This is a genomic window from Paenibacillus marchantiophytorum (assembly GCF_014640555.1).
GTDB lineage: Bacteria > Bacillota > Bacilli > Paenibacillales > NBRC-103111 > Paenibacillus_E > Paenibacillus_E marchantiophytorum.
Window position 1 is genome coordinate 1 of sequence record NZ_BMHE01000046.1, and the last position, 25,477, is coordinate 25,477.

Annotated in this window: 26 protein-coding genes, 1 rRNA gene, 1 riboswitch and 1 other annotated feature; of the genes, 24 read left to right on the forward strand and 3 right to left on the reverse strand. The window is 44.8% G+C overall.

The genetic code is table 11. The features are described from left to right. A 5S ribosomal RNA gene (rrf, locus tag IEY34_RS38185) occupies positions 1-84 on the forward strand; the annotation flags it as partial. A 396-nt stretch (positions 85-480) separates the two neighbouring features. On the opposite strand, the gene IEY34_RS28455 is transcribed toward rrf, so the two are convergent. Together IEY34_RS28455 and IEY34_RS28460 are read right to left on the reverse strand one after the other, a co-directional pair. Then, positions 481-1,779 (reverse strand): ABC transporter ATP-binding protein, encoded by a 1,299-nt coding sequence (locus IEY34_RS28455; protein WP_189018493.1) that lies wholly within the window; start codon positions 1,777-1,779, stop codon positions 481-483. A gap of 11 nt (positions 1,780-1,790) precedes the next feature. Then, the gene (locus IEY34_RS28460; RefSeq protein ID WP_189018495.1) at positions 1,791-3,515 is read right to left on the reverse strand and encodes an ABC transporter permease; all 1,725 of its coding nucleotides are present in this window, start codon (positions 3,513-3,515) and stop codon (positions 1,791-1,793) included. Positions 3,516-3,829: 314 nt separating this feature from the next. Next, positions 3,830-4,000: riboswitch (M-box (ykoK) riboswitch) on the reverse strand. A 408-nt stretch (positions 4,001-4,408) separates the two neighbouring features. Between IEY34_RS28460 and IEY34_RS28465 the strand changes: the two genes are divergently transcribed. The 7 genes from IEY34_RS28465 (at position 4,409) to pssA (ending at position 12,755) form a co-directional block, all read left to right on the forward strand. Continuing rightward, positions 4,409-4,870, forward strand: coding sequence for a CtsR family transcriptional regulator (locus IEY34_RS28465; RefSeq protein ID WP_029196492.1), 462 nt, complete (start codon positions 4,409-4,411; stop codon positions 4,868-4,870). A gap of 13 nt (positions 4,871-4,883) precedes the next feature. Next, positions 4,884-5,396, forward strand: a complete 513-nt coding sequence (gene mcsA / locus IEY34_RS28470) for a protein-arginine kinase activator protein McsA (RefSeq protein WP_189018497.1) — start codon at positions 4,884-4,886, stop codon at positions 5,394-5,396. 66 nt (positions 5,397-5,462) lie between these two features. Then, on the forward strand, positions 5,463-6,482 hold the full coding sequence (gene mcsB, locus IEY34_RS28475; protein WP_373291366.1) for a protein-arginine kinase McsB: 1,020 nt from the start codon (positions 5,463-5,465) through the stop codon (positions 6,480-6,482). A gap of 60 nt (positions 6,483-6,542) precedes the next feature. Next, positions 6,543-8,984, forward strand: a complete 2,442-nt coding sequence (gene clpC, locus IEY34_RS28480; protein ID WP_189018501.1) for an ATP-dependent protease ATP-binding subunit ClpC — start codon at positions 6,543-6,545, stop codon at positions 8,982-8,984. Between the two features lie 157 nt (positions 8,985-9,141). After that, positions 9,142-10,572, forward strand: coding sequence for a DNA repair protein RadA (radA, locus tag IEY34_RS28485; protein WP_189018503.1), 1,431 nt, complete (start codon positions 9,142-9,144; stop codon positions 10,570-10,572). A 241-nt stretch (positions 10,573-10,813) separates the two neighbouring features. After that, entirely contained in the window at positions 10,814-11,893 is a 1,080-nt protein-coding gene (disA, locus tag IEY34_RS28490; protein ID WP_189018505.1) for a DNA integrity scanning diadenylate cyclase DisA, read from the forward strand. A 112-nt stretch (positions 11,894-12,005) separates the two neighbouring features. Next, complete coding sequence (gene pssA, locus IEY34_RS28495; RefSeq protein WP_189018507.1) at positions 12,006-12,755, forward strand: CDP-diacylglycerol--serine O-phosphatidyltransferase; 750 nt, start codon at positions 12,006-12,008, stop codon at positions 12,753-12,755. Positions 12,756-12,832: 77 nt separating this feature from the next. Here pssA and IEY34_RS28500 read toward each other — a convergent pair whose 3' ends face one another. Next, positions 12,833-13,228 (reverse strand): nucleoside triphosphate pyrophosphohydrolase family protein, encoded by a 396-nt coding sequence (locus tag IEY34_RS28500; RefSeq protein WP_079418106.1) that lies wholly within the window; start codon positions 13,226-13,228, stop codon positions 12,833-12,835. A gap of 154 nt (positions 13,229-13,382) precedes the next feature. Here IEY34_RS28500 and IEY34_RS28505 point away from each other — a divergent pair, with 154 nt between their 5' ends. The 16 genes from IEY34_RS28505 to rplJ all read left to right on the forward strand — a co-directional run bounded on the left by IEY34_RS28505 (position 13,383) and on the right by rplJ (position 25,444). After that, positions 13,383-14,450 (forward strand): PIN/TRAM domain-containing protein, encoded by a 1,068-nt coding sequence (locus IEY34_RS28505; RefSeq protein ID WP_189018509.1) that lies wholly within the window; start codon positions 13,383-13,385, stop codon positions 14,448-14,450. Positions 14,451-14,582: 132 nt separating this feature from the next. Next, positions 14,583-15,287 carry a 2-C-methyl-D-erythritol 4-phosphate cytidylyltransferase gene (gene ispD / locus IEY34_RS28510; RefSeq protein WP_189018511.1) on the forward strand — a complete coding sequence of 235 codons (705 nt, stop codon included), beginning with the start codon at positions 14,583-14,585 and terminating at the stop codon, positions 15,285-15,287. Further along, positions 15,284-15,769, forward strand: coding sequence for a 2-C-methyl-D-erythritol 2,4-cyclodiphosphate synthase (gene ispF / locus IEY34_RS28515; protein ID WP_189018513.1), 486 nt, complete (start codon positions 15,284-15,286; stop codon positions 15,767-15,769). Before ispD ends, ispF begins: the two co-directional genes overlap by 4 nt. A gap of 33 nt (positions 15,770-15,802) precedes the next feature. Then, positions 15,803-17,257 (forward strand): glutamate--tRNA ligase, encoded by a 1,455-nt coding sequence (gene gltX, locus IEY34_RS28520; RefSeq protein ID WP_189018515.1) that lies wholly within the window; start codon positions 15,803-15,805, stop codon positions 17,255-17,257. A 336-nt stretch (positions 17,258-17,593) separates the two neighbouring features. Next, positions 17,594-18,265, forward strand: coding sequence for a serine O-acetyltransferase (gene cysE, locus IEY34_RS28525; protein ID WP_189018517.1), 672 nt, complete (start codon positions 17,594-17,596; stop codon positions 18,263-18,265). Continuing rightward, positions 18,246-19,646: a cysteine--tRNA ligase gene (cysS, locus tag IEY34_RS28530; protein ID WP_189018519.1), complete on the forward strand. Its 1,401-nt coding sequence runs from the start codon at positions 18,246-18,248 to the stop codon at positions 19,644-19,646. The genes cysE and cysS overlap by 20 nt, the downstream gene beginning before the upstream one ends. After that, complete coding sequence (locus IEY34_RS28535; RefSeq protein ID WP_189018521.1) at positions 19,643-20,074, forward strand: Mini-ribonuclease 3; 432 nt, start codon at positions 19,643-19,645, stop codon at positions 20,072-20,074. Before cysS ends, IEY34_RS28535 begins: the two co-directional genes overlap by 4 nt. Positions 20,075-20,125: 51 nt before the next feature. Then, positions 20,126-20,872, forward strand: coding sequence for a 23S rRNA (guanosine(2251)-2'-O)-methyltransferase RlmB (gene rlmB / locus IEY34_RS28540; protein ID WP_189018523.1), 747 nt, complete (start codon positions 20,126-20,128; stop codon positions 20,870-20,872). A gap of 5 nt (positions 20,873-20,877) precedes the next feature. After that, positions 20,878-21,390 carry an NYN domain-containing protein gene (locus tag IEY34_RS28545; protein ID WP_189018525.1) on the forward strand — a complete coding sequence of 171 codons (513 nt, stop codon included), beginning with the start codon at positions 20,878-20,880 and terminating at the stop codon, positions 21,388-21,390. A 120-nt stretch (positions 21,391-21,510) separates the two neighbouring features. Next, positions 21,511-22,155, forward strand: a complete 645-nt coding sequence (gene sigH / locus IEY34_RS28550) for an RNA polymerase sporulation sigma factor SigH (RefSeq protein WP_028557511.1) — start codon at positions 21,511-21,513, stop codon at positions 22,153-22,155. Between the two features lie 224 nt (positions 22,156-22,379). Next, complete coding sequence (rpmG, locus tag IEY34_RS28555) at positions 22,380-22,529, forward strand: 50S ribosomal protein L33 (protein WP_079418041.1); 150 nt, start codon at positions 22,380-22,382, stop codon at positions 22,527-22,529. A gap of 19 nt (positions 22,530-22,548) precedes the next feature. Then, a complete protein-coding gene (gene secE, locus IEY34_RS28560) occupies positions 22,549-22,761 on the forward strand; it encodes a preprotein translocase subunit SecE (protein ID WP_028557510.1) in 213 nt (70 codons plus the stop codon). A gap of 24 nt (positions 22,762-22,785) precedes the next feature. Continuing rightward, positions 22,786-23,319, forward strand: a complete 534-nt coding sequence (nusG, locus tag IEY34_RS28565; RefSeq protein WP_079418039.1) for a transcription termination/antitermination protein NusG — start codon at positions 22,786-22,788, stop codon at positions 23,317-23,319. Positions 23,320-23,420: 101 nt separating this feature from the next. Further along, positions 23,421-23,846 carry a 50S ribosomal protein L11 gene (rplK, locus tag IEY34_RS28570; RefSeq protein ID WP_029196472.1) on the forward strand — a complete coding sequence of 142 codons (426 nt, stop codon included), beginning with the start codon at positions 23,421-23,423 and terminating at the stop codon, positions 23,844-23,846. A 121-nt stretch (positions 23,847-23,967) separates the two neighbouring features. Continuing rightward, a complete protein-coding gene (rplA, locus tag IEY34_RS28575) occupies positions 23,968-24,660 on the forward strand; it encodes a 50S ribosomal protein L1 (protein WP_189018527.1) in 693 nt (230 codons plus the stop codon). A gap of 54 nt (positions 24,661-24,714) precedes the next feature. After that, positions 24,715-24,869 (forward strand) — a sequence feature (ribosomal protein L10 leader region). 65 nt (positions 24,870-24,934) lie between these two features. After that, positions 24,935-25,444: a 50S ribosomal protein L10 gene (rplJ, locus tag IEY34_RS28580; RefSeq protein ID WP_189018528.1), complete on the forward strand. Its 510-nt coding sequence runs from the start codon at positions 24,935-24,937 to the stop codon at positions 25,442-25,444. Positions 25,445-25,477 lie beyond the last annotated feature (33 nt).

Sequence of the window (25,477 nt, forward strand, 5' to 3'; positions counted from 1 at the left end):
CCCATCTCGAACACGACCGTTAAGCCCTCCAGCGTCGATGGTACTTGAACCGCAGGGTTCTGGGAGAGTAGAACGTTGCCAAGCAGCTTAGAAACCTTACAAGGAGAAATCCTCGTAAGGTTTTTTCTGTTACTTTGAGAGTGACCCCATTTTCCTCATGCCTGCGAAAAAAATCGTGATATGGGTGAATAGGCAAGCTACGATAGCTTATTGTCCGTTCATATATAGCTTGCCTATTTATAGCTGAGCACAGCATTTTCAAAAAATAAATTGGTACACGCCCCTACGTTAAGTAGGGGTATTTTTGTAAATACTGTAAGTAGGCTTGGTGTTTGCAACACAATGTTAGTGTCCAACGACAGAATACTGACTTGCTTGAAAATGTTAATATTACGGCAATAGAGTGACAGAATAGTTACCTGGTCTCTGCAATCAGCATCATCAGTCAGCAGCCATGTAGATGTTCTATGGCTACATTTTTCATTCCGACGTCGCAGCTGTTTCGTGTTCAATATATAGATTTTTTGCTTTTTCATCGTATGCCAATAATTCAGCATACCTTCCCCAATCAATCAAAATATCTAATTGATGACCTGCTTCTTCCAAACCAAAATGCTTTTCGAAGATTTCCAAGAAAAATTCCCGTTCCATTTTATTGTTTGATTTAGAATGCAAAATCCAGATAATCTTTTCTATCATTGGGACATGATGCAGCACTTGCTTTTTGAAGATATCCTTCCTGTCCAAAACACTGGCATCAGCAAAGTGGCTTCCAATTTCAGTTAATTCAATATCTCCGTGCTGGATGTTGGCAAATCCGAGCATCTGGGCTGCTTCGACGATTGGCAAAAAATCCTCCAGGTTAAGGCTTAATTGATCAGCTAGCTTGTATAAATCAACCGTTTTTCCAAGATCATCAATCAATTCAATAAATCCTGTTAACGCACCTGCAGGTACTTCTTGAACCTTTTCGATCTTTTTCTTCTGTTCTTCGACATGTTCATTCTGCTTTATTTCACGTTTGGTCAATATGGAATAAATTTTATCAACAAGCCCGGTAAATTGTGCCTCCTGTTTATCGCGCCAATGTGGCATAGGAATCAAAATATCCGCTATAACACGAGCTGGATCACGAGATAAGACAATCGCCCGATCGGACATATAGACCGCTTCTTCAATACTGTGTGTGACCATAATAATAGATTTTGTTGGAATCTTCTTTTCTGTCCATAATTCAAGCAAATCCCGCTTGAGGTTTTCCGCTGTTAACACGTCTAAGGCCGAGAAAGGCTCATCCATCAAGAGAATATCTGGTTCCATGACAAGAGCGCGGCCAATGCCTACACGTTGTCTCATACCACCTGAAAGTTCCTTGGGATATGCGCCTTCGAATCCATCGAGTCCAACCATATCAATAATAGAGAGGGCTTTACGCATTTTTTCTGTTTCTGTTAATAATTTGTTTTCAAGTCCTAACTTTACGTTCTCAAGTACAGTAAGCCAAGGAAATAACGCAAAGGATTGGAACACCATCCCTACTCCTGGATTTGTTCCTTGTATCTCTTGCCCGTTATAGAAAACTGTTCCTTGAGAAGGAGGCACAAGTCCGGCGATAATCCTAAGTAAGGTGGACTTACCCGATCCTGAAGGGCCCAGAATGGATACAAACTCACCCTCTGTAATATTCAACTGTATATCTTCTAGGATGCTGACATTCGTAGTGTTTGGCATATCATAACGTTTGCTGACTTTTTGAAGTTGAATCAACGCATTTTTCATGGCAAGCACCTCTATTCCAGATGATATTTTTTTTCTGAGATGGCGTACAACTTACGCCAAACCAAGCGATTTACAAGAACAACCAAAAGACACATTACAATAATTCCCCATATGATTTGGGGCCAATCCCCATTTGTTGTTGCCTGGGCGATAAACGAACCTAATCCAGACGCTTGCAAATTGTGATCCTTCCAAGATACAAGTTCGGAGACGATACTCGCATTCCAGGCCCCTCCGCTAGCAGTAATGCATCCCGTAATGAGAAATGGAAAAACGCTTGGTAAAATTAACTTCTTCCATGTTTGAAGGCGAGTCAGTCGCAAAATTGCCGCGGCTTCTTTCAAATCGGAAGGAATAGCCATCGCTCCGGCGATGACGTTAAACAAGATGTACCACTGTGTCCCCAACATCATGAGAGGAATAGCACCAATGTTCATACTGACACCAAGTTTCAGGTATAGAATCGTAAACAAAGGGAAAGCCATATTTGCCGGAAACGAAGCCAGCACTTGTACAATGGGCTGGGCAATTCTTGAAAGTTTAGGATTCATACCGATCATGACACCAACAGGAACCGTCCATATTACAGCGAAAATGGTTGATACGAATACGCGAAGAGCTGTCTGCAATCCGAGTACTATAACTCTTAGTAATTCATGCCAACTTAGCTGTATGATTTCAAGGATAGCTTCATAGACAAATTTGGCAACGAATACGATAACGATGATCCAAATGATCCGGATTACAATTTTGGACACAAGAGACGGTGGTTTAGGCAAATGGATGGAGGAACTTCTTTTTTTTAATTTACCTTTTAAATCATGAAAGAAAGTGCCCACAGTATGATTGACATAACGAATGAATCTCGCGCGTTTTATAATGTCATAAACCCATGATTTCGGGACTTCACCTGCTTCGGATTGCTCGTTCTTAAATTTTTGTGCCCATGCAACAAGTGGCCGCCAAAACAATTGGTCCACAAGACATATCAAGATCACCATGGTAATAATAGAATATACAATGGCCTTTACGTTCCCTTGGTCAGCGGCCATTGCCATGTATGAGCCGATTCCAGGCAAGTGAATATCTTGATTCAACACGCTAATCGATTCGCTCGCTGCGAGAAAGAACCAGCCTCCACCGAATGACATCATGCTGTTCCACACTAATCCGATCATAGAAAAAGGCACTTCAAGCTTTGTAAAGCGAGACCATACGCCGAGACGATGAATGCTTGCAGCTTCGTTTAGAGGACGTGGAATTGTCTTAAGTGAATGATAAAAGCTGAATGTCATATTCCAAACCTGACCCGTAAAAATGGCGAAAATCGAAGCGCATTCTACGCCGAGCAGACTTCCAGGAAATAACGCCATGAACATCAACACGGTTGCTGAAAGGAAACCAAGCACCGGTACAGACTGCAAGATGTCGATGGCAGGAATCATGATTTTTTCAGCAATGCGGTTATAAGCAGCGATTCGCCCATAAACAAATGTAAATAACAGTGAAGCTCCGAATGCAATAAACATTCTGAGAAGCGATCGTCCCGCGTAGTAAGGAAGCAATTGCGGGTCAAGGCTCATCGTCGGTTGATTGCTTTCGGATAAAGGAACTTTCATCCCCGCACCAAGATGGGCCGTTAAATAAAGAATGGATAAGAGCATGAGAATAACCGTAACATCGGCCAAACCGAATTTATATTTATTGCTAATAGTGAGAAACCCGTTCCATTTCATCGCGAAATCCTCCTTTACAAAAAAAAGCTCTCCTCACTTTGCATGAGGAGAGCGTAAATATTCCATCATTCCGCACCACATTGGTGCATCAGTTCAATTACTCAAGCCCTTTGATATAAGGTCTTGAACTTGATTTCTGATTCACTGAGGGCATACGGGTAGACAGATACACTGTTCCTTGGTTGCATAGCACATTGTAAGTTATTCGACTGTTGCATTCGACTACTACTGTCCATTCCAGTTTCCCCCTTTGTTCATAAATATGAAAGCCCCCAGGGTTTGGTCCCAGGGGGCATAAGTTCACAATGAAATAAACCGGTTCCCCCTAGTCCAGTTTTAGCACTATACAACGTAAAGAGCCATTGCTCTTAGCCACATTATGAAAAGCCTTAATCCGGCAGTTCCTGTTCTACCCATTGGCATCTTTCGATATTTCCGGGCAGTGGCCTATGTTTGTATAGGAGCCTCACCTAACGAGGACATATTCAATTCCTTTGAAATCGTACTCCTTAGTGCATTTACTTGTCAATAGAAAACCAGGAATTTACATAATTATTTATTGTAAACTGAAATTTGCAGCCAAGAGTCAAGCAATCAGAAAAAATTATAAAATTATTTTTTAGAAAAAATATGCTTGGAAATAGATCCAAACATTGGTGGACTGAGAATGTTAGAAAAAAAGAATTAATTGGAACTTGCCCCTACGTTAAGTAGGGGTATTTATGTAAATACTGTGAGTGAGTAAATTATGAAACAGGTCAGATTTCTGTCGCAAGACAGTTTAGAAGCAGCACTTGTCAAAAAGAAAGGAAATGATTATAATCTAGTTAAGGTCAAAGAAAGTCAAAGTCAATCAAAGTCAATTTACTTCTAGCAGTCTGGAGGATGAATTGATGCGTAACGTATCAGAAATCATTGAGCAGTATTTGAAACATGTCCTGCAGCAAAGTTCCGAAGGGGCTATTGAGATTCAACGCAACGACTTGGCTGATCAATTCCAATGCGTACCATCCCAAATCAACTATGTAATTAGTACACGGTTCACCTTGGAAAAGGGATACATTGTGGAGAGCAAGCGTGGCGGTGGCGGATACATTCGTATTCAGAAGATCGAGCTCAAGAGTCATGGGTCTATTTTGGACCACATTTTTCGCACGATTCACACACACATAGATCAAGTCACCTCAGAAGGACTTGTATACCAGCTGCAGGAGGGTCACTATATTTCAACCCGAGAAGCTAACCTGATTCGGGCAGCGATATCCAGAGATGTGTTGACCTTCAAGCTCCCGCTGCGCGATGAAATTCGGGCTAAGATTCTTAAAGCAATGCTGATATCCTTGCTTAGCAGATGAGGAGGCATAAGAAATGGTTTGTCAGGAATGCGGTAAACGACCGGCGACTCTTCATTTTACGAAGATTATAAATGGAGACAAGAACGAGTTCCACATTTGTGAGAATTGCGCTCGGGAGAAGGGCGAGATGATACCGGGGACGTCGAATGGATTTTCGATTCACAATTTGCTATCCGGCTTGCTCGATTTTGAACCTTCATCCCTGTCCGCCGCGAAGTCACAGGCCATCCGTTGTGAGAACTGTGGCCTTACGTATTCGCAGTTTAGTAAATTAGGTCGTTTTGGTTGCGGAGCGTGCTATCAAAGCTTTTCTGAGAAGCTGGACCCTCTTTTCAAAAGGGTTCACGGCAACATCGTTCACGTAGGAAAAGTACCTAAGCGGAGCGGTGGAATCATTCAATGCAAGCGTGAAGTCGATACCCTCAAGAAGGATATGATGGCTTGTATTGAAGCGGAAGAGTTCGAAGAAGCAGCTAAGATTCGTGATCAAATTCGTGAGATCGAGAAGAAAATTGCGGGTATGTGATTTTGTAAGGAAGGTGTGAATCCAGTGACACTACAACGGTTTACAGGAGATGCATTGAGCGAATGGATGAAGGGTGAAGGTCCTGAGTCGGATATCGTCATTAGCAGTCGGATCCGGATTGCACGCAACCTTCGAGATTATCCCTATCCCATGTTAGCTACCAATCAACAATCACAGGAAGTACTTGTTCAGTTGTCAGGAGTTCTAGAGAATGAGGAGCTGGAAACGATTAGTCATTTCTCGCTGATCCCACTTTCGGAACTTAATGAGCTTGAACGAATGGTTCTTGTGGAGAAGCACTTAATTAGCCCGAATTTAGCTAACGAATCCAGAAATGGCGCCGTTATTTTAAGCGAAAATGAATCCATCAGTATTATGATCAACGAAGAGGATCATCTTCGCATACAATGTTTATGTCCCGGCTTTCAGATTAAAGAAGTGTGGGATTTGGCGAATCAAATCGATGATATTTTTGAAACGCAAATGGATTATGGATACGATGAAAAGCGTGGCTACCTAACAAGCTGTCCTACGAATGTAGGGACCGGAATTCGCGCTTCCGTCATGATGCATCTGCCTGCTTTGGTGCTTAGCCAACAAATTAATCGGATTTTATCGGCAGTTACCCAGGTTGGGTTGACGGTTAGAGGATTATATGGGGAAGGCAGCGAAGCTTTAGGTAATCTGTTCCAAATTTCGAATCAGATTACGTTGGGGCAATCCGAAGAAGAGATTATTGATAATTTACACAGCGTGGCTAGACAAATTATTGAGCATGAACGTGCGGCCAGACATAAGCTGATGCAAGAATCGAGAATGCGGATAATAGACCGTGTGAACCGTTCTCTCGGCATTTTGTCCTATGCAGGGATCATGGACTCTAAGGAAGCTGCGCAGCGTTTGTCCGATGTAAGATTGGGGATTGATCTTGGGATCATTAACAATGTTTCATCCGATGTGCTCAATGAGCTGCTGGTGATGACGCAACCAGGGTTTCTCCAGCAATATGCAGGTGAGAAGTTGAATGCCGAAGAGCGTGATATACGCCGGGCAGAGCTGATCCGTGAAAGGTTCGGCAGAATTTAATGAGCATTAGATTCATCCTTTAGGTTTTCCATAGATATACTACTTTTGGAGGTGTTCTCTATGATGTTTGGCAGATTTACAGAACGTGCGCAGAAAGTGCTTTCTTTGGCACAAGAGGAAGCAGTTCGCTTAGGGCATAACAATATCGGCACTGAGCACATTTTACTTGGTCTTATTCGCGAAGGGGAAGGCATTGCTGCTAAAGCACTCGTTGCTCTGGGCCTCGGACTTGAGAAAATTCAAGACGAAGTCGAATCTCTGATTGGCAGAGGACAAGAACAGCCTACCAATATTGCGTATACGCCTAGAGCGAAAAAAGTCATCGAACTTTCGATGGATGAAGCTAGAAAACTAGGTCACACTTATGTGGGGACTGAACATATTTTACTAGGACTTATTCGCGAAGGCGAAGGGGTTGCGGCACGTGTGCTGAATAACTTGGGTGTGTCTTTGAACAAAGCGCGTCAACAAGTGCTTCAACTACTAGGCAGCAGTGAGACTGTATCACCAAGCCACGGCAGCAACCAGAATGTGAATACACCTACCTTGGATGGGTTAGCGAGAGATCTGACTGCTTATGCCAAAGAGGGACATTTGGACCCTGTGATTGGCCGAAGCAAAGAAATTGAGCGTGTTATTCAAGTGCTTAGCCGCAGAACCAAGAACAATCCTGTGCTAATTGGCGAGCCGGGTGTTGGTAAAACAGCGATTGCTGAAGGCTTGGCGCAAAAAATTATTAACAACGAAATTCCGGAGACGTTGAAGGATAAAAGAGTCATGACCCTCGATATGGGCTCTGTTGTGGCAGGGACCAAATATCGCGGTGAGTTTGAAGATCGCCTGAAGAAGATCATGGACGAAATTCGCCAAGCGGGTAACATCGTACTGTTCATTGATGAGCTTCATACCTTGATTGGCGCTGGTGGAGCTGAGGGAGCTATTGATGCTTCCAACATCCTCAAACCGGCTCTTGCCAGAGGTGAACTGCAGTGTATTGGTGCGACAACGTTAGATGAATATCGTAAATATATCGAAAAAGACGCTGCGCTTGAACGCCGCTTCCAACCGATTACGGTTGATCAACCATCGCCGGATGAAGCGATACAAATTCTTTATGGATTGCGTGATCGGTATGAAGCGCATCACCGTGTGAAAATCACTGATGCTGCTATTCAAGAAGCTGTTAAACTCTCGGATCGTTACATTACAGACCGCTTCCTACCTGATAAAGCGATCGATTTAATTGATGAGGCGAGTTCCAAGGTTAGGCTTCGCTCTTACACGGTACCGCCATCCTTGAAACAGCTTGAGAATAAGCTGGAGGATATCCGCAAGGAGAAAGACGCGGCGGTTCAAAGCCAAGAGTTCGAGAAAGCGGCCGGTCTTCGCGATACAGAGCAAAAGCTTCGTGAAGAGTTGGATACTACGAAGAACGAATGGAAAGAGAAACAAGGTCGTTTGGATACGGAAGTTACGCCGGATGACATTGCCCAAATCGTAGCGAGTTGGACGGGAATTCCGGTCAGCAAGCTGGCGGAAGAAGAAACTGAGCGACTGCTCAAGATGGAAGAGATTCTTCATGAACGCGTCATTGGTCAAGAAGAAGCTGTTAAATCGGTTAGCCGCGCTATCCGCCGCGCGAGAGCAGGACTTAAGGATCCGAAGCGTCCAATGGGCTCCTTCATTTTCCTAGGACCAACGGGTGTAGGTAAAACAGAATTGGCGCGCGCGTTAGCGGAATCTCTATTCGGTGACGACAATGCCGTAGTGCGTATCGATATGTCCGAGTATATGGAGAAGCATTCGACATCCCGACTCGTTGGGGCGCCTCCAGGCTATGTGGGTTATGAAGAAGGCGGCCAACTTACCGAGAAGGTTCGTCGTAAGCCATACTCCGTCGTACTGCTCGATGAAATCGAAAAAGCGCATCCGGAAGTGTTCAACATCCTCCTTCAAGTTTTGGAAGATGGCCGTTTAACGGACTCCAAAGGCCGCACGGTTGATTTCCGCAACACATTGATTATTATGACATCCAATGTGGGTGCCGATGTGATCAAGAAGAATTCGTCCCTGGGCTTCACGGCTGCGGTTGATGCCGGCAGAGACTATACGAATATGAAAGACAAAGTGATGGGCGAGCTTAAGAAAAGCTTCCGTCCCGAGTTCCTTAACCGGATTGACGAAACGATTGTTTTCCATTCCTTGGATGAAACACATATCGCCCAAATCGTCAGCTTGATGGCAGAAGATCTTCGCAAACGTCTCAAAGAGCAAGAAGTTGACTTCTTGTTGACAGATAAAGCAAAAATGTTCTTGGCCAAAGAAGGCTTTGATCCTACGTATGGGGCAAGACCGCTGCGTAGAGCCATTCAGAAGCATATTGAAGATCGCTTGTCTGAGGAACTGCTTAGAGGAAATATTTCCAAAGGCGACTCCTTGACGATTGATGAAAACGAAGGCGAGCTTGTCGTCTTGAAGGGCGAAGGCGTAGTTGCTAAATAAATGAAAAGCAAAAAAGCATTTTGCATCATCCAGCGTGGATGCGGCAAAATGCTTTTTATTTGCTTTAGCCTTTTCAGGTGCTTCATAATCATAGTAAGCTTTATTTGGAAAAAGAATTTTGAAAATAAATGATTAATTGGAGAAGTGATTCTTACATATGAAAAAGAAAACCACATACAAGTGTACCAGTTGCGGTCAAGAGCATCCCAAATGGCAAGGTTCGTGCAGCAGTTGTCGGGAGTGGAATACGCTAGAAGAAGAAGATGTTATCAACGCTCCTAGTGGTGGTCAAAAAGGCGTAACGAAAAAAAAGAATGTTGTCATTAACCGTCTTACCGATACCGTGTCTCAGAACAGTGATAGGATTGTTACTAAATACAATGAATTTAATCGCGTAATGGGTGGAGGGATCGTTAAGGATTCGGTTACGATTATCACGGCTGTTCCAGGTGCGGGGAAATCTACACTTTTGTTGCAAATATCAGATGATGTGGCGAGGCAAGGGTTGAAAGTGTTGTATGCTTCAGGGGAAGAAAGTGACAGCCAGATCAAGAGAAGAGCTGAGCGGGTCCTGCAAAATATTCATAAAAACGTCTGGGTTTATTCGGATAATAGCTTGAATAATGTCTTAGGTTGTATTGACCAGGTAGATCCGGATTTGATTATTATTGATAGTATTCAAACTTTTTTATTGGAAGAATATCCACAAAGACCTGGGTCCCCCACGCAAACGATGGAATGTGCCAATACGCTCCTCAAAATTGCCAAAGATGCGCAAAGACCAAGAGCCATTATCATGGTTGGACAGATGACGAAAGATAACGAATTAGCTGGTTTAAGAGCATTAGAACATTTGGTCGATGCCGTTCTTGTTCTGGAAGGGGAAGAAGGTGAGGAGCTGAAACAGCTATTCTCCACTAAAAACCGCTACGCCAGCACAGGAGAACTTGGATTTTTTACAATGGGAGAGCAAGGATTGACACCTATTGATAACCCCTCAGAGTTCTTCATGACGCAAAGAGACGAAAATGATGTTGTGAGTGGGAGCGCATTAACAGTCGTTAAAGAAGGCACAAGACCGATCATTCTGGAAATAGAAAGTTTAGTATCAACCACGTTCATGCCATACCCAAGCCGGATTGCTGAATGTTTAAAAAAGGACCATGTAAACACACTTATCAGCATCATGGAACAAAGAGCTAATATGCCTTTACATGATAAGAATGTGGTTGTGAAAACAACGGGGGGTATTCGATTAAAGGAACAGTCCTCAAACTTAGCCGCGATCATGAGCATTGTCTCTTCCTGCAAGAATCAAGGTATTCCTAATGATACTGTTTTTATCGCAGATATTGGATTAACGGGCGAATTAAAGAAAGTACCTACGTTGGAACTAAGAATCAGAGAACTTGAAAGAATGGGTTTCAAACGAGTCTATGTAGCGCTTAATGGTTTGAAAAGCACAACTTCGTTTTCTACAATAAAGGTGGTCCCATGTAAAACCTTGAGTCAGGTCATACACTCAGTATTTGGTTCATCCAACCAAGGCAAAGAGCAGAGAGCACCCTGGGATGAGGAAGATAATTAGCATGAAATAGGATATAGTTATATACTTAAGCGTTTATCAATTATAGACAACTTCTTTTAAAGGAAAGCATTTTCCGTTATACTGAGTTGTAAGGATTTAGCAACTGGACTCTATTCTTAGTCCAATCCGGATTAAGGATGTTTAGGTTGAATCAAAACAGCATGAATTTCGAATGTGACATGTATGATATATGTAGAGACTCTTGTGGTCATTCAACCTGCAAGCCTTCAGGAGGAAAATGATGAGTAAAGAAGAGATAAAGCGAGACGTCATGAGCCAATTGCTGCAAATGGTAGCGCCTGGCACTCCGTTCCGCGATGGTTTGGAGAATGTCCTACGCGCCAAAACGGGTGGACTTCTTGTAGTTGGCTATAGCGCAGAAGTGCGAGAAATCGTAGATGGCGGTTTTTCGATCGATTGCGATTTCTCGCCTAACTACTTATATGAGCTTGCCAAAATGGATGGCGCGATTATTCTAAGTGAAGATATCAAGCGAATTCTTTATGCGAACACACAACTAATCCCGGACTCCTCGATCTCCTCTTCAGAGACGGGAATTCGCCATCGCACAGCGGAACGAGTTGCGAAGCAAACGAACAAATTAGTGGTCTCAATTTCACAGCGGCGAAATGTCATTACCTTATATCAAGGCAATTTACGCTATGCGCTCAAAGATATCGGTGTTATTTTGACCAAAGCGAACCAAGCGATTCAGACCTTGGAACGTTATAAAGTGGTGCTTGATCAATCGTTGACGAATCTGAGCGCGTCTGAGTTTGAGGAATTAGTTACGCTGCATGATGTTACCAATGTTATTGCTCGTTTCGAGATGGTTTTACGCATTAAAGCGGAGATCAATCGATATATTAATGAATTGGGGAATGAAGGACGCCTCATCAGTATGCAATTGGAAGAACTTGTGGGGAATGCGGAACTTGAAGCTCGTTTGCTCGTAAAAGATTATGTAAGAGAATTATCCGAAGACCGAGTCAAGGAGATGCAAGCAGGTTTGAAGCGGTTATCGTCAGATGAGCTGTTAGAACCGCACCAAATCATTCGCTTACTTGGTTATCCGCATACGAATTCCATCGTCGAAGAGCCGGTTTCACCTCGAGGGTTCCGGGTTCTTGGGAAAATTCCGCGACTTCCTTCCATCATTATTGCTAATCTGGTGGAGAAGTTCGGATACCTGCCACATATGATGATGGCGACAATTGAAGAACTGGATGAAGTTGACGGAATCGGGGAAGTGAGAGCCCGTGCCATTAAAGAAGGGCTCAAGAGAATTCAGGAACAAGTGTTCATTGACAGACATATTTAAAGTGGATACAATCAGTAAGTATCAATGTTGAGATTTTGTGAAGTCATTCAGTCGATAAGGTTTTATTAAGTCGAGATTAGGGTATAGTAAATTCAGAGGTGGACAAAAACATATGTTAACGAAATCGATTCCCAGTCTTTTTACAGTAGGGAACTTATTCCTAGGTGTTCTTTCAATTATTCTAGCTTTTAGCGGTGAACACGGGATTGCAGCTGTGCTCGTCATTGTCGCTATGTTGCTGGATGGTCTGGATGGACGTGTCGCAAGAGCGTTAAATGCCCAAAGTGAATTTGGTAAAGAATTGGATTCCTTGTCGGATGTCATTTCTTTCGGTGTAGCTCCTGCCTTCATCATGTACGTTGTTGCTTTCAATGATCCTAGCGTGATTAGTCCAGCGTTTGCTTGGATCGTCACAGCGATTTTCCCGATTTGCGGTGCGCTTCGTCTTGCTCGGTTCAATGTCGTTGCGGGTACACCAGGCTACTTCATCGGTCTTCCAATCCCGGCAGCTGGTGGCGTTCTCTGTACATTAGCTTTGTTCGTGAATGAGATCAATGTGTATGTTCTTTTGGTAAGCACAATTATGTTGTCTTACTTGATGGTAAGCACAGTCAAATACCCGAATTTCAAGAAAGCTGGCATTCCCAAAGCAGCAATTTGGATTACGCCGATTATTGTTGCCGTAGCTGTTCTTATTGCAATCAAATGGCCAGAGTCCATTTCCAAAATGATTTTCGTACCTTTATTGGGGTACGCGCTTTACGGCTTAAAAAAAAACGTTGATGGATTCTTCATCCGTCTGCGCAGGAAGAACAAAACACGCGGCAGAGACGATTCGAAGTCCGTTAAATCGGATGTCTAGGTCTTAGTACGAAAATAAAAAGCATTTATTTTCTTCTGATGTAATCAGAAAGAAGATAAATGCTTTTTTTCGTTTGTTCATGACATGTTAAAAAGTCCTAATGTTGTGCATTTCTTCGATTCGTTCTCAACGACTTGTTCCAAATTAATGTCAAGAATGTTGCTTAGTGCGGACATATAGAACAAGTTCCTGCCCAGCTCGTTGCTCACAACTTCGATGCATTGTTCACATAAGTGTCCTGTTACATGAGTGCCGAGCACATCCTTGGCTTCATTCAAAGTCATCTCGGGATGATACTCTTGCTTGGCCGCATGAACCTGAATACATCCGCATTCGGTTATGGATTTCACCACGGAACGATTGGCGGCTGCGCCTGACTGTTGAAATTTGGATAAGACGTCAAGCAGACTTCGGTGACGGAGTAACAATTCGGATACTTGATCTTGAAACTGCTTTAAAGTCAAGGAGCTCATTCCATCCACCTCTGGTGTGTTGGTAACTTCCAATTTCATTATAAAGGAAGCCCTCTAATATTTCAATTTTCCATGTGAAGAAGTGATTAACGTTGGAGAAATTGGAACATAATTGTAATAAAGCTTTATCAATGTTGAAGTAGGGGGTGAATCTATGATGAGGAAATGGGTACAGTTCATTTTGGCCATCATGGGTGGCAGTTTAGGTTATGGGTGGAGCGATACTATTTTTCGAACGACAGGATTCATAAGTGAAGCAGGTAATGGGATTTGGATGAATAGTTTGTGCGCTGTCGTCATGTTTTTCGTTTCCGGGTGGGTGGCAGGTCAAGGGATGAAGCTCTTGATAAAAGGTGAGAAGAATGTTGTAGATATCCCGGTTTCTGATCTGCTTTCTGGGACGCTGGGGTTAGTCATTGGTCTGCTTATCTCTGTCATGGTGTTCCCTGTGCTCGAGCAAGCGAAGTGGGCTGGTCCCTTCCTTCCTTTCATCGTATCCGCTGTATTAGCTGTGATGGGCTTCAGAATCGGGTATAGCAAGCGGGAAGAATTGGTTCAGATGATGGTGAGAAGCCGGTCAACCGGACCGGAGAAGCAAACACATCGCCCTTATGAGGAACACAAGATTTTGGATACGAGCGTTATTATCGATGGGCGAATTGCTGATATTTGCAAGACCGGATTTATCGAAGGAACCTTGGTAATCCCGGAATTTGTTCTGGAAGAGCTGCAGCACATCGCGGATTCGTCGGATTTACTCAAGCGGAATCGAGGACGACGCGGTCTGGATATTTTGAACAAGATCCAGAAAGAACTTGAAGTCAAGGTCCTTATCTATGAAGGGGATTTCGAAGAAATATCGGAAGTCGACAGCAAGCTTGTCCGTCTGGCCAAGGTATTGCAAGGCAAAGTGATAACCAATGATTTTAATCTCAATAAAGTCTGTGAATTGCAGGGTGTTTCGGTGCTGAACATCAATGATTTAGCGAATGCTGTGAAGCCTGTTGTTTTGCCGGGAGAAGAAATTATTGTTCAAGTCATTAAAGACGGCAAGGAACATGGACAAGGTGTCGCTTACCTGGATGACGGCACGATGATCGTCGTGGAAGGCGGACGTGAGTTCATTGGGATGACACTTGAAGTGATGGTCACCAGTGTGCTGCAGACGTCTGCGGGTCGGATGATCTTCGCCAAACCTAAACTATTGGAAAAAGCACAATAAAACCAGTATGATAGGGAGATGTAACATAGCCTGGACAAACGTGCTCGTCCTAGAAGGACGACGGAGTCGTCTAGCCTTAGGCCTATGCTTACGAAGAAAGCTTTCTGACGAAAGCGAGTAGTTGGAGGACTTATGGGGAAGCTAGGGGTTATCATCGTGGCAGCGGGCAAGGGCTCGCGCATGGGAACGGCTGAAAGTAAGCAATACTTACAACTGGGACAGAAGCCAATTCTGGTACATACCTTGCAATTATTTCAAAACATACAGGAAGTGCATGAAATCATTCTGGTGGTTGGGGAGCACGACATAGATCGCTGTAGAAGCTATGTACAGGACTATGGGCTGTCTAAGACGACTCATGTGCTAGCAGGAGGCGCTGAGCGCCAAGATTCTGTTAGACGGGGGCTGGACTCCTTACAGCAGGGGACCGATTGGGTGCTCGTTCATGATGGTGTTCGGCCATTCGCCAAAAAAGAACATGTGTTCGATTGTCTGAGAAAGGCACAAGAACAAGATGCAGCCGTTCTGGCCGTACCTGTAAAAGATACAATCAAAGTGGTAGATACGGAAAAGCGAATTCAATCTACACCCGATAGACGAAGCTTGTGGGCGATCCAAACGCCGCAAGCTTTTCGGCTTTCCGTTCTGCAGGAAGCGCATGAACGCGCTCTTCAAGAGAACTTCATAGGGACAGATGACGCTATGCTGGTCGAACGAATCGGGACAACGGTGCATGTGGTCGAAGGAGATTACTACAATATCAAGATCACAACACCGGAAGATCTGCCATGGGCAGAATGGATTTTAAACAATGTTAGGGGAGAGGGACAGCTATGATTCGCGTAGGACAAGGATTTGATGTTCATCAATTGGTGGAAGGCCGCAAGTGCATTATTGGAGGCGTAACGATTCCTTACGAAAAAGGACTGCTGGGCCATTCAGATGCCGACGTGCTGCTTCATGCCATTAGCGATGCGATTCTTGGCGCATTGGGGCTGGGCGATATCGGGAAACATTTCCCGGATACCTCAGCTGAGTTTAAGGACGCGGACAGCCTGGTGCTGCTGAAAGAAATTTGGCAGATGGCCAAAGATCGAGGATACCGGTTGGGAAATACTGATTCCACGATCATTGCCCAGAAGCCGAAGATGCTGCCATACATTCCGCAAATGGTAGAGATTATTGCCGCAGCGCTGGAGACAACGCCGGAACAAGTGAATGTGAAAGCGACAACGACGGAACAGCTCGGTTTCACGGGCCGCGGGGAAGGCATTGCTGCGCAATCGGTTGTTTGTTTAATTCGAGATGTGCTAGAATAGCAGGTATTATTGGGGATAAGAGGAGATACAGTCATGAATCAACCTTTACGTGTGCGTTATGCACCAAGTCCGACTGGACATTTACATATTGGCGGTGCTCGTACGGCACTGTTTGATTATTTATTGGCGCGTCGTCATGGCGGAGCCTTTGTTGTCCGCTTCGAAGATACGGATCAAACCCGCCATAAGGAATCAGGCATCGAGGATCAATTGAATGGTCTCAGATGGCTTGGCTTGGAGTGGGATGAGAGCGTTGATATCGGAGGACCTTATGGTCCCTACCGCCAGATGGAGCGATTGGATATCTATCAAACCTATCTGGATCAACTGCTGCAGAACGGGCATGCTTACCACTGCTATTGTTCAGAAGCAGATTTGGAGCAGGAGCGGGCTGAGCAAGAAGCCAGCGGCGAGATGGGCGGCTACTCCGGAAAGTGCCGTCACTTAACGCCAGAGCAGGTTGCTGCTCACCAAGCGGAAGGACGCAAGCCGTCTACCCGTTTCCGTGTGCCAGCAGACCGTATGATTGAAATCGAGGACAAAGTGCGGGAGCATGTTGAATTTGAATCCAATGGTATCGGTGATTTCATTATTGCGCGCACAGACGGCATTCCGACGTATAACTTCGCGGTCATCGTCGACGACCATTTGATGAAAATCAATTTGGTTATTCGCGGTGAAGAGCATCTGTCCAATACGCCGAGACAAATCTTGATGTATGAAGCTCTGGGGCTTCCTATCCCTGATTTTGCTCATTTGGCATTGATTCTGAATCCCGATCGCAAAAAAATGAGCAAACGGGATGAGTCCATCATCCAGTTTATTGAGCAATACAGAGAACTTGGTTACCTGCCGGAGGCGGTCGTTAATTTCATCGCGCTGCTTGGCTGGTCTCCGGGCGGCGAAGAAGAAATCTTCACGAAGGAAGAATTGATTGCTCAGTTTGACCTGGATCGCGTATCCAAGAGTCCGGCTGTGTTTGATATGGATAAATTGAATTGGATGAACAATGCTTATTTGAAAAAGGCTCCGCTCACGCGCGTTGTTGAGCTTAGCGTGCCTCATTTGCAAAAAGCAGGCTATATCCAAGGTGATCTGGATGAAGCGGCGCAGGACTGGATTACGGCACTCGTAGGCCTTAATCAAGACAGGATGCGCTACGCGGCGGAGATCGTCGAACTATCGAGCATCTTCTTCAAAGATGAGCTCGTCATCGACGAAGAAGCGGCTGCTGTTCTCAAAGAAGAGCATGTTCCGGTTGTGCTGGCTAGCTTCCTAACCCAAGTTGAGCAAGCGGAAGCCTTCACCGTAGAGGCGATTCCTGCTTTGTTGAAACAGGTACAGAAGGATACTGGCTTTAAGGGCAAACAACTGTTCATGTCCATTCGTTCGGCCTTAACGGGACAAGTCCATGGCCCAGACCTGAATGTATCTCTTTATCTGCTTGGTAAAGAAAAAGTCGCTTCCCGGCTTAGGAACTTATTGTAAAGCGAGTTTCTTTTCGCTATACTTAACTCAATACACAGTGCGATGATCAGGAGAGTACGTTTATTATGGGATTCATCAGAGAGGATAATCGAGGCCTAACGGCTTCGGCTGTGAGTTATCCAATCCCTGTAACCGGAAATGCACCTGGGAGCTGCCGCGCCGAATACTCGCCCGAGTAAAGTAGGCGCAGCCGGAGTACCCACGTTACGGGAACCTAAGTTGGGAGACTTCCGAGTCACCAAGCAGAGTGGAACCGCGATAACTACGCCTCTGCAGCCATATGGCTGCGGGGGCTTTTTTGCATATTTTTCTACTGAGAAGCGAGAAGGTGAGAGCATGTGGACATCCGTCAAATCTGATATTTCTGCCGTATTCGACAACGACCCGGCTGCACGCAGCTGGTTTGAAGTTGTGTTTACGTATTCTGGGCTTCATGCGATTTGGGCGCATCGAGTGGGCCACTGGTTCTACAAACGGAAGATGTATACCATTGCTCGGGTGATTTCGCAGTGTAGTCGCTTCATGACGGGTATTGAGATTCACCCTGGAGCGACGATCGGCCGCAGACTGTTCATTGATCATGGCATGGGGGTCGTGATTGGAGAAACCTGTGAAATCGGTGACGATGTAATTCTCTACCAAGGTGTTACTCTTGGTGGCACAGGAAAAGAAAAAGGGAAGAGACACCCAACAATTGGCAATAATGTAGTGGTAGGCTCAGGGGCCAAAATTCTTGGATCTTTTCTTGTAGGCGAGAATTCACGCATTGGATCTAATGCGGTCGTCATTCAGGAGGTTCCACCCAACAGCACTGTCGTCACGATGCCGGCTAAGCTTGTTAAGCGGGATGGTGTTCGCGTGAATCGTTTGGATCACGGCAGTTTGCCGGATCCGATTATTGATATATTTCAGGAATTGCAGCAGCAAATTAATGATCTCAAGAAACAGCTTGAACAAGAACGGTCAAAGAATGGAGAAGCGAGAGAACATGACGCTCAAAGTGTATAATACATTAACACGCAAGAAAGAAGAATTCATTCCCATAGAGCCAGGCAAAGTAAAAATGTACGTTTGCGGTCCTACCGTCTATAACTATATTCATATCGGGAATGGTCGTCCGGTTATCTTTTTTGATGTCGTACGCCGCTATCTGGAGTCGCAGCAGTATGAAGTGAACTACATTACGAACTTTACCGATGTGGATGATAAAATGATTCGCAAAGCCGAGGAACTGGCGGTTACAGTTCCAGAGCTGGCAGAAACGTTCATCCATGCTTTTCTTGAGGATATCGCTGCGATTGGAGTTCACGAAGCCAGCATGAATCCGCGGGTTACGGAGAACATTCAGGAAATCGTTGATTTCATAGCTGTTCTCGTGGAGAAAGACTATGCGTATGAAGCTCGCGGCGATGTCTACTATCGCACTAGCAAATTCGCTGACTACGGCAAGCTGTCGAATCAAAATCTGGATGAACTCCAATACGGCATTCGGATTGAGGTGGATGACCGCAAAGAAAGTCCGCAGGATTTTGTCCTGTGGAAAGCCGCGAAGCCAGGCGAGATTTACTGGGATAGCCCTTGGGGGCAAGGCCGTCCAGGCTGGCATATCGAATGCTCGGCGATGGTTCGCAAATATCTGGGTGAAACGATCGATATCCATGGAGGTGGGCATGATTTGACATTCCCTCATCATGAGTGCGAGATTGCCCAGACAGAAGCGGTAACGGGCCAGCCGATGGCGAATTACTGGATGCACAATGCTTTCTTGAACATCGACAATGAGAAAATGTCCAAATCGCTTGGCAACGGTATTTTAATTCGTGATTTAGTGAAGCAAATTAAGCCGGAAGTGTTCCGTTTCTTCATGCTGTCTGCTCATTATCGCAACCCACTGAATTTCAGTGATGAAAGTCTGAAGCAGGCTGCGAATGCTCTGGAACGGATTCAGAATGCCTACGATAATTTGAAACATCGGTTGGCTACAGCGTCAGATTCCAGTGAAGTGGATCCACAATTGACGGATCGTGTAGCAGCGATTGTTGCACAATTTGTGGATAAAATGAATGACGATTTCAATACACCGGATGCGATTACGGCTGTATTCGAGTTGGTCGCTGAAGCTAATTTATATTTACAGCAGGAGCGGGTACACGCGGCTGTTTTGCAGCTTTTCATAAATCAATTGCAAGCTTTCGATCAGACATTAGGCATTCTTTCGCAGCTAGCAGATGAACTGCTGGATGAAGAAATCGAACAACTTATTATAGATCGGACGGAAGCTCGCAAGTCCAAGAATTGGGCTCGTGCTGATGAAATCCGCGACCTGCTAACGGAGAAAGGGATATACTTGGAGGATACACCACAGGGAATTCGGTGGCGCCGCAAATGACCGATACCGTAACGGACCATGCGAATCTTTTTATTTTCCCGCCATCCAAAAGCCCGCATTTGCTCAATCCGCTAGTCTTAGCCTATATTGGGGATGCGGTATATGAGGTCTATATTCGGCAATATGTCATATCTGGGCTTAATCATCGGCCTAACCACTTGCACAAAGCATCAACAGGCTATGTGTCTGCGAAGGCGCAATCCAAGCTGCTTGAAGCTTTGATGCCGATGCTCACGGAAGAGGAAGTGGATATGGTGAAGCGGGGGCGGAATGCCAAATCGGGAACAACAGCCAAGAACGCGGAGGTGCTGGAATACCGGCACAGTACCGCGTTTGAGTGCTTAATCGGATATTTATACTACAAGCAGTCATTTGAACGATTGAAAGAAATTATGGACTTCGCGTTAACTTACAAGAAACAAACATAACGGTGATATAGCAGTATTTTGGATAAAGGTAAATGCCTAGGAGGAACATGTATGGAAGAAGATCAAGAATATATTGGCGGTAAGCACTCCGTATTGGAAGCTATTCGTGCCGGCCGCACGATTAATAAAATATGGATTGCGGAGAGTGCGCAGAAGCAGTTCGCAGGTCCCATCGTGGCAGAAGCCAAAAATTTGGGAATCCTGGTCCAGTTTACGGACAAGCGGAAGCTTGACCAGATGGCGGAAGGGCTGCAGCACCAAGGTGTCGTAGCGCAAGTAGCTGCATACGCCTATGTGGAAGTGGAGGATATTGTAGCCAAAGCGAAAGAACTAGGGCAAGAGCCTTTTATCTTGATTTTGGATGAGATTGAAGATCCGCATAATCTAGGTTCCATTTTACGTACGGCTGACTGCACAGGGGTTCATGGGGTGATTATCCCCAAAAGGCGTTCGGTGGGACTCACCGCGACCGTTTCCAAAACATCGGCGGGTGCCGTTGAATATGTACCTGTAGCCCGTGTGACGAACATTGCGCAGACCATCGAGAAGTTGAAAGAGCAGGGAGTTTGGGTAGCTGGAACGGACGTATCCGCTGCTCAGGATGTGTATAAAGCGAATTTTAATATGCCGATTGCGCTTGTCATAGGCAATGAAGGCAAGGGTGTCGGTCGATTAATTAAAGAGAAATGTGACTTCCTGGTTAAGCTGCCAATGGCGGGACATGTGAATTCTTTGAATGCTTCTGTTGCCGCGGGTGTATTGATGTATGAAGTAGTTAGACAGCGCAAACAGAGCTAAATGCTATGGAAGAGTTTCTGATTGTAGATGGCTACAATATCATCGGAGCTTGGCCTGAACTGAGCAAACTCAAAGATACGGATCTGGAAGGCGCGCGCGATAAGCTGATTCATATGCTGGCTGAGTATCAGTCTTACTCAGGTATGAAGGTCTATCTTGTTTTTGACGCGTATATGGTACCTGGACTAGGGAAGAAGTACGTGCAGAGCAAGCTGATCGTTCTCTATACCAAAGAGAAGGAAACGGCGGATGAACGGATAGAACGCTTGGTCACGAATCTGATGGGCCGCCGTAAACAAATCTATGTGGCGACCTCGGATATGATTGAACAGCATGTTATATTCGGCAAAGGAGCTCTGCGATTGCCAGCTGGCGAACTGCTGGTCAAAATCAAGCAAAATCGCAAAGAGGTCCGTGAGCGCATTCATCCAGAGACGTCCTTGAAGCGGAATCCGTTTGAAGGAAAGCTGAGCAGCGAAGTCAAGGCGCAATTCGAGCGTTGGCGCAGAGGAGAGTGAAATCCTCCAAATGCTAGAAATGGTGCGGTTCCCCGTTGACGGTGTGAGATTTCATCATGTATACTTAACCTAAACTTTTATAGTGAATCTGGGTAGTCCTGCAGGCCGGAGGGATTGTTGGTGAGTGTCGACCTCAAAGAACTGAGAATGTATGATTATGACCTCAAGCCAGATGAAGACATCGTCGAAGCAGTCCGTGAAGGCAGTAGCGAAGCGTTGGAATACCTTATCAATAAATATAAGAATTTCGTACGTGCCAAAGCACGTTCTTATTTTTTGATAGGTGCAGACCGAGAAGACATTGTGCAGGAAGGCATGATAGGTTTATATAAATCTATTCGCGACTTCCGAGGAGACAAGCTTGCTTCATTCAAAGCCTTTGCTGAACTGTGCATCACACGACAGATCATCACGGCCATTAAGACAGCAACGCGTCAGAAGCACATTCCTCTTAATTCCTACGTGTCACTGGACAAGCCTATCTATGATGAAGATTCTGATCGTACCTTACTTGATGTCATTAGTGGTTCTCGGGTCACAGATCCCGAGGAGCTCGTGATTAATCAAGAAGAGTTTACGGGCCTTGAAGATAAAATGGGAGAAATATTAAGTGACTTGGAGCGTAGAGTACTTATGCTCTATCTCGATGGTAGATCCTACCAAGAGATCGCTGTCGATCTCGATCGACATGTGAAGTCCATTGATAATGCTCTCCAACGCGTCAAACGCAAGCTAGAACGATATTTGGAAGTCAGAGACTTATAGAAAGTGCCCGTACTGCTAATGCAGCGCGGGTATTTTTCTTTGTGCGCATGTTTAACAATTCACTGGAGGGTCTATACTGTTGATACTCTCGCTTTTGTGAGACTTGTGCCTTGACACTCTATCACGGATTGTGATAAAGTATTTCAGGTAGCCCTAAAAGTCGCTTTCTTTTTGACGCGCTTCGAAGGGCTTTAATTAGAACGTGTCTGTAGGAGGTGTACATCATGCGGGTCATCATCACATTAGCGTGCACAAATTGCAAACAAAGAAACTATGCATCCACTAAAAATAAGCGCAACAATCCCGACCGTATTGAGTTGAAGAAATATTGCAAATTTTGCAATGAACATACTGCTCATCGCGAGACTAGGTAGTTCTTTGGAGGTGTAGTTTGTGGCGTTCTTGGCTAGAATGAGACAAAGCTTCGGATCCACTTTTTCCTTCTTCACCGACAGTTGGACAGAACTCAAAAAGGTCAAGTGGCCAAGTCGCAAAGAGATGACTACCTATACGCTTGTCGTTATTGGTACCGTAGCTTTTGTTGCTATTTATTTTTTTGTGCTTGATCTAGGCATTTCTGAGTTGCTGCGCCTTGTTTTTAAATAAACAGGACTATAGGTGAATTTATTCATGGAAAAAAGATGGTACGTCGTACATACCTATTCAGGGTATGAGAACAAAGTGAAAGCCAACCTAGAGAAACGTGTAGAATCTATGGAAATGACGGACAAGATCTTCCGTGTGCTTGTGCCTATGGAAGAAGAACTGGTAAACAAAGACGGCAAGAAAAAAGTCGTCATGCGTAAAGTTTATCCAGGGTATGTCCTCGTCGAAATGATTCAAACGGATGACTCTTGGTACGTAGTGCGTAATACGCCAGGAGTGACTGGATTCGTAGGTTCTACAGGATCCGGCTCTAAACCGACTGCATTATTACCTGAGGAAGTTGAATCTATTTTGAAGCATATGGGGATGGAAGAGCCGAAGGAGATTATCGACTTCGAACTCAAAGAAACCGTTCGCGTCAAAGTGGGACCTTTCGCAAACTTTGTTGGATCTGTTGAAGAAATTGTGGCTGACAAGGGTAAACTTAAGGTGCATGTCAACATGTTTGGTAGAGAAACCCCGCTTGAGCTCGATTTCGACCAAGTGGAAAAGCTATAAAACAAGACAACCAAGGGTTTCTGCCAGGTCTATTCCTCGGGATAGACCTTCGTTAGTGGGATCGCACGAGATTCCATATTAAAAGCAAGGAGGTGTCTATCATGGCAAAAAAGGTTATTAAAATCGTGAAGCTTCAAGTTCAAGCTGCGAAAGCAAATCCAGCACCACCGATCGGTCCAGCATTGGGTCAAGCAGGTGTGAACATTATGGCTTTCTGTAAAGAGTTTAATGCTCGTACTGCTGATCAAGTTGGTCTTATCATTCCGGTTGAAATCACAGTATTCGAGGATCGCTCCTTTACATTCATCACTAAAACGCCTCCGGCTGCAGTTCTTCTTCGCGTCGTTGCTGGTATCGAAAAAGGATCCGGTGAACCAAACAAAAAGAAAGTTGCAACTGTGAAACGTGCAAAAGTTCGCGAAATCGCTGAACAAAAAATGCCTGACTTGAATGCTGCATCCGTTGAGGCTGCAATGCGTATGGTCGAAGGTACTGCTCGCAGCATGGGAATCACTATCGAAGATTAATTCCGCAAGGAATGCGGTTAACCGCTAAGCATCTGCTTGCGAAGTGAGTTTTCTTTGAGGGAACTCTTCAGCCGCTCGGTGGGAGGATTATCCGCTAATACCACTAAGGAGGATTATCATTATGCCTAAACACGGTAAAAAATACCGCGAGGTATCTCAGCTTGTAAACGCTGAAGCCTTGTATGATCCGTCAGAAGCAATCGAGCTTGTTAAGAAAACAGCTCCTGCTAAATTCGATGAAACTGTAGATGTTGCAGTTCGTCTGGGTGTTGACCCAAGAAAACAAGATCAGGCTGTTCGTGGTGTTGTCGTACTTCCACACGGTACTGGTAAAACGAAACGCGTACTCGTTTTTGCTAAAGGCGACAAAGCGAAAGAGGCTGAAGCAGCTGGTGCAGATTTTGTTGGTGATGCTGACATGATCAACAAAATTCAACAAGGTTGGTTCGAATTTGACGTTTGCGTAGCTACTCCAGACATGATGAGCGAAGTTGGTAAACTGGGTCGTATCCTCGGGGGTAAAGGTTTAATGCCAAACCCTAAAGCAGGAACAGTTACTTTCGACGTTACCAAAGCTGTTCAGGAGATCAAAGCTGGTAAAATCGAATACCGTCTTGACAAAGCAGGACAAATTCATGCTCCACTTGGTAAAGTATCTTTCGATGCAGACAAGTTGAACGAAAACTTCAAAGCATTGGTTGATGCGCTTGTTAGAGCGAAACCAGCAGCGGCTAAAGGTGTTTACCTGAAGAACATTGCTGTATCTTCGACTATGGGCCCAAGCGTACGTGTGAACCTGTCAACCTTCAGATAAGTAGAAGCTTCCAGTTGACTTAGGTTGCTGGGCGTGATACTCTATCAAAGGTCCCAAAAATGAATATGCAAACCGTAGACAGTAGGTGCCGCAAGGCTTAATTTCCTACCGAGGTGTTATGATATATATAACGATTTCTTTGTACATCAGGGAAAAAGTGAACACATCATGCCTTCGTAGCGTCTACGAAGGCATTTCTTATTTGATAAGGAATGCTGATGCTCCTACTGTTTGCGATCTTGAAAGATAAATGTATAAAGAAGTGAGGTGTACTATGGCAAACGCGAAAATTCTTGCAGAGAAAGAACTAGCAGTAGCTGAAGTAACTGAGAAGTTTAAAGCTAGTGCTTCTACAATCATCGCAGACTACCGCGGTTTAAACGTAGCTCAAGTAACACAGCTGCGTAAAACCTTGCGCGAAGCTGGTATTGAATTCGTAGTTCTCAAGAACTCGTTGGCTAGACGCGCATCGGCAAATGCTGAGCTAAGCGCATTGGATGAATACCTAACAGGTCCAACTGCTATTGCTTTCAGCAAAGACGATCTAGTTGCTCCAGCGAAAATCTTGACTGAATTTGCGAAAAAGAATGATCAATTGAGCGTAAAAGGTGGCGTGGTCGAAGGCCGCGTAGTTGGATACGATCAAATCAAAGCACTTGCAGAACTTCCATCCAGAGATGGTCTTCTCTCCATGTTGCTTAGCGTTCTTCAAGCTCCAGTTCGTAACTTTGCACTTGCTGTTAAAGCAGTTGCTGAGAAAAAAGAAGCTGAAGGTCAAGCTTAATTTTGTTTTACAACAACAACCACAAAATATATG

What these genes read in the sequence shown, in the direction of transcription:
- IEY34_RS28535 (WP_189018521.1), top strand. Translation starts at nt 19,643, where the DNA reads ATGACCGATACCGTAACGGACCATGCGAATCTTTTTATTTTCCCGCCA.
- mcsA (WP_189018497.1), top strand. Translation starts at nt 4,884, where the DNA reads ATGGTTTGTCAGGAATGCGGTAAACGACCGGCGACTCTTCATTTTACG.
- ispD (WP_189018511.1), top strand. Translation starts at nt 14,583, where the DNA reads ATGGGGAAGCTAGGGGTTATCATCGTGGCAGCGGGCAAGGGCTCGCGC.
- disA (WP_189018505.1), top strand. Translation starts at nt 10,814, where the DNA reads ATGAGTAAAGAAGAGATAAAGCGAGACGTCATGAGCCAATTGCTGCAA.
- radA (WP_189018503.1), top strand. Translation starts at nt 9,142, where the DNA reads ATGAAAAAGAAAACCACATACAAGTGTACCAGTTGCGGTCAAGAGCAT.
- cysS (WP_189018519.1), top strand. Translation starts at nt 18,246, where the DNA reads ATGACGCTCAAAGTGTATAATACATTAACACGCAAGAAAGAAGAATTC.
- rlmB (WP_189018523.1), top strand. Translation starts at nt 20,126, where the DNA reads ATGGAAGAAGATCAAGAATATATTGGCGGTAAGCACTCCGTATTGGAA.
- rplA (WP_189018527.1), top strand. Translation starts at nt 23,968, where the DNA reads ATGCCTAAACACGGTAAAAAATACCGCGAGGTATCTCAGCTTGTAAAC.
- ispF (WP_189018513.1), top strand. Translation starts at nt 15,284, where the DNA reads ATGATTCGCGTAGGACAAGGATTTGATGTTCATCAATTGGTGGAAGGC.
- mcsB (WP_373291366.1), top strand. Translation starts at nt 5,463, where the DNA reads ATGAAGGGTGAAGGTCCTGAGTCGGATATCGTCATTAGCAGTCGGATC.
- IEY34_RS28500 (WP_079418106.1), bottom strand. Translation starts at nt 13,228, where the DNA reads ATGAGCTCCTTGACTTTAAAGCAGTTTCAAGATCAAGTATCCGAATTG.
- IEY34_RS28465 (WP_029196492.1), top strand. Translation starts at nt 4,409, where the DNA reads ATGCGTAACGTATCAGAAATCATTGAGCAGTATTTGAAACATGTCCTG.
- IEY34_RS28460 (WP_189018495.1), bottom strand. Translation starts at nt 3,515, where the DNA reads ATGAAATGGAACGGGTTTCTCACTATTAGCAATAAATATAAATTCGGT.
- cysE (WP_189018517.1), top strand. Translation starts at nt 17,594, where the DNA reads ATGTGGACATCCGTCAAATCTGATATTTCTGCCGTATTCGACAACGAC.
- pssA (WP_189018507.1), top strand. Translation starts at nt 12,006, where the DNA reads ATGTTAACGAAATCGATTCCCAGTCTTTTTACAGTAGGGAACTTATTC.
- IEY34_RS28545 (WP_189018525.1), top strand. Translation starts at nt 20,878, where the DNA reads ATGGAAGAGTTTCTGATTGTAGATGGCTACAATATCATCGGAGCTTGG.
- rpmG (WP_079418041.1), top strand. Translation starts at nt 22,380, where the DNA reads ATGCGGGTCATCATCACATTAGCGTGCACAAATTGCAAACAAAGAAAC.
- rplJ (WP_189018528.1), top strand. Translation starts at nt 24,935, where the DNA reads ATGGCAAACGCGAAAATTCTTGCAGAGAAAGAACTAGCAGTAGCTGAA.
- rplK (WP_029196472.1), top strand. Translation starts at nt 23,421, where the DNA reads ATGGCAAAAAAGGTTATTAAAATCGTGAAGCTTCAAGTTCAAGCTGCG.
- gltX (WP_189018515.1), top strand. Translation starts at nt 15,803, where the DNA reads ATGAATCAACCTTTACGTGTGCGTTATGCACCAAGTCCGACTGGACAT.
- IEY34_RS28455 (WP_189018493.1), bottom strand. Translation starts at nt 1,779, where the DNA reads ATGAAAAATGCGTTGATTCAACTTCAAAAAGTCAGCAAACGTTATGAT.
- nusG (WP_079418039.1), top strand. Translation starts at nt 22,786, where the DNA reads ATGGAAAAAAGATGGTACGTCGTACATACCTATTCAGGGTATGAGAAC.
- IEY34_RS28505 (WP_189018509.1), top strand. Translation starts at nt 13,383, where the DNA reads ATGATGAGGAAATGGGTACAGTTCATTTTGGCCATCATGGGTGGCAGT.
- clpC (WP_189018501.1), top strand. Translation starts at nt 6,543, where the DNA reads ATGATGTTTGGCAGATTTACAGAACGTGCGCAGAAAGTGCTTTCTTTG.